1 protein-coding gene and 1 pseudogene are annotated in these 3,106 nt (G+C 46.0%); one reads left to right on the top strand and one right to left on the bottom strand.

Features of this window, described 5'->3' with window-relative positions:
* Nucleotides 1–204: 204 nt before the first annotated feature.
* Complete coding sequence (mutS, locus tag ACEW8S_RS09140; RefSeq protein WP_373517850.1) at nucleotides 205–2,787, bottom strand: DNA mismatch repair protein MutS; 2,583 nt, start codon at nucleotides 2,785–2,787, stop codon at nucleotides 205–207.
* Between the two features lie 161 nt (nucleotides 2,788–2,948).
* Between mutS and ACEW8S_RS09135 the strand changes: the two are divergent.
* Nucleotides 2,949–3,106: pseudogene (locus ACEW8S_RS09135) on the top strand (TrmH family RNA methyltransferase); the annotation flags it as partial.

The raw sequence follows: 3,106 nt of genomic DNA, 5'->3' as shown, positions 1-3,106 counted from the left end.
GGTTGCAAATTTAATACAATTCTGTAAAATGCAAAGAAAAAGCAAGGGAAAAATATCAGTAACAACGACTCGAAAAGTTGTAAGACTCTAAGTAGCTTTTATAAGTTTCTAGCCTAGACTTGTCAGGTTTACCAGTAACGTAATTTTGCCTGTTAGATTGAAACCGATACAAAATTCAACAAACCTTTGACAGGTCTATTCGCATCATGAACTAGCCTTTTTATCCCGCGTCAATAATCTTTTGATCTCGTTCAGCTTCATCAGTGCCTCAACTGGCGTTAAGGTGTTAATATCCAAATGGGTAATCTCCTCCTTGATCTGTTCCAAAAGCGGGTCGTCGAGGTTGAAAAAGCTAAGCTGCATCTCGTTCTGTGCCGATTTCAAAGTGTCGGTCAGTTCTTCGTTGGAATGCGATTTTTCTAGTTTTTTCAAGATTTTATTGGCCTTGTGAATCACCTGTTGTGGCATTCCGGCCATTTTCGCTACATGGATGCCGAAACTGTGCTCACTGCCACCTGCCGTTAGTTTTCGAAGAAAAAGTACGTTGTCTTTCAATTCCTTGACGGAGACATTGAAATTTTTGATGCGCTCAAAGGTTTCGCCCATCTCGTTCAGCTCATGATAATGGGTAGCGAACAGGGTTTTGGCACGCGCTGGGTGTTCGTGCAGGTATTCCGAGATCGCCCAGGCTATCGATATGCCGTCGTATGTGCTGGTACCACGCCCGATTTCATCTAAAAGCACTAAACTTCGCTCGGAGAGATTGTTCAAGATCGAGGCCGTCTCGTTCATTTCGACCATAAAGGTCGATTCACCCATCGAAATGTTATCACTGGCCCCAACCCGGGTAAAGATTTTATCGACATAGCCGATTTTGGCGGATTCGGCGGGAATAAAACTGCCCATCTGTGCCAAAAGTACGATCAGGGCGGTCTGGCGAAGAATAGCGGATTTACCGCTCATGTTCGGCCCGGTAATCATAATGATCTGTTGCTGGTTACGGTTTAGCGTCAAGTCGTTGGCGATATAGACCTCGCCCAAGGGCAGCTGCTTTTCAATGACCGGGTGTCGCCCGTTCTTGATCATAATATCAGTGGAATCGTCGATTACGGGTTCGACATAGTTGTTTTCTTTCGCTAGTTGCGCAAACCCGCAGAGGCAATCGAGCCGTGCAATATGCTGGGCATTGTTCTGAACGGGTGCGATGTACTCCTGCATCCAGACGGTCAATTGCGAGAAAAGTTGTTGTTCCAAACTGAGAATGCGCTCTTCGGCACCCAATATTTTAGCCTCGTATTCCTTAAGCTCCTCGGTGATATAGCGTTCGGCATTGACCAAGGTCTGTTTGCGCGTCCATTCTTGAGGCACCCTGTCTTTATGGGTATTGCGCACTTCTATATAATATCCGAAAACGTTATTGGAGGCTATTTTTAGGGAAGATATGCCCGTGCGCTTGGTTTCGCGGGCAAGCATTTTATCTAAATAGGTCTTTCCCGAAAAGGCGAGGTTTCGGAGCTCATCGAGTTCGTCGGAATAGCCATCGGCAATGGTTTTACCCTTCAAAAGGTTCACCGGCGCTTCTTCACAAAGCATTTCCTTGATCTTGTTCCGAAGCGTATCGCAGGAATCTAGCTGATTGGCAATAGTCTGTAACGCCTTGTTTTCAACTTGGGAAGTCAGTTGTTTTATAGGGATGATAGCTTCCAGTGAATTTTTCAGTTGAATGGTTTCCTTTGGATTGATTTTTCCCGTGGCAACTTTGGATATCAGCCGTTCGAGATCCCCCATTTGCTTCATTGCATGCTGCAATTTTTGTAGGATTGCCCCATCCTTGGATAAATGGGATACCACTTGATGCCGCATCCGTATTTTTTCGACATTCCTTAACGGAAGCGCCAACCATCTTTTCAGCATCCTCCCGCCCATGGGCGAAATGGTCCGGTCGATGATATCAAGCAGGGTTACCGCATTTTGGTTGTTGGAGTGGTAGAGCTCAAGGTTTCTGGTGGTGAACCGGTCCATCCAAATATAGTCTTCCTCGGCGATGCGTTGCAAGCTGCTAATGTGCTGTAACCTTCGGTGCTGGGTTTCGGACAGATAATGTAATACCACCCCGGAGGCTATGATGCCATGGTTCAAATGGTCGACCCCGAAACCTTTGAGCGTACGGGTTTTGAAATGATTGGTCAGGGTTTCTAGGGCATAGTCTTCTTGAAACACCCAATCTTCCATATAAAAGGTGTGGAACCGGTTACCAAAAACTTCGGCAAACTCTTTTTTATGGGTCTTGGCCACCAACACCTCGTTAGGGGCAAAATTCTGCAACAGTTTATCGATCTGTTCCTCGGTACCTTCGGAGGTCAAAAATTCACCGGTGGAAATATCGACAAACGACACTCCCAATAATTTTCGCCCAAAATGTACAGCGCACAAAAAGTTGTTGGATTTGGTATCAAGGATGTCGTCGTTCATGGCGACCCCAGGCGTTACCAGTTCTGTAACCCCCCGCTTTACGATGGTCTTGGTCGCCTTCGGGTCTTCAAGCTGGTCGCAGATGGCGACCCGATGCCCGGCCTTGACCAGTTTTGGTAAATAGGTGTTCAACGAGTGGTGTGGAAACCCTGCCAATTCGGTGCGGTCGCCCCCATTGTTCCTATGCGTGAGGATAATCCCCAAAATACGGGAGGCCTTTACCGCGTCTTCCCCAAACGTCTCGTAAAAATCGCCCACCCGAAATAGCAACAGCGCATCAGGATATTTGGTCTTGATGGTATTGTACTGCTTCATCAAAGGGGTTATCTTCCTTATTTTTTTCGATGCGGCCAAAGCGGATTTTTTATCGGAATATTTTGTTTTTTCTCACTACCAAAACGAATGTACTATTTTTGCCTTGGAAACCTGACCCTTGTTGATATTTGATGATAACATTTTAAATACTGAAACCGTCAATGCGAAAACTAAAGAACGAAGAACTCGACCGACTGGATGTCGACAGTTTTAGGCAGGCCAAAAAAACACCCGTCGTTATCATACTGGACAATATCCGCAGCCTGAACAACATCGGTTCGGTATTCCGCACCGCGGATGCTTTTTTGATCGAAAAAAT

The organism is Pricia sp. (assembly GCF_041745955.1).
Classification (GTDB): domain Bacteria; phylum Bacteroidota; class Bacteroidia; order Flavobacteriales; family Flavobacteriaceae; genus Pricia.
This window is presented reverse-complemented; position numbering and strand designations above follow the sequence as displayed.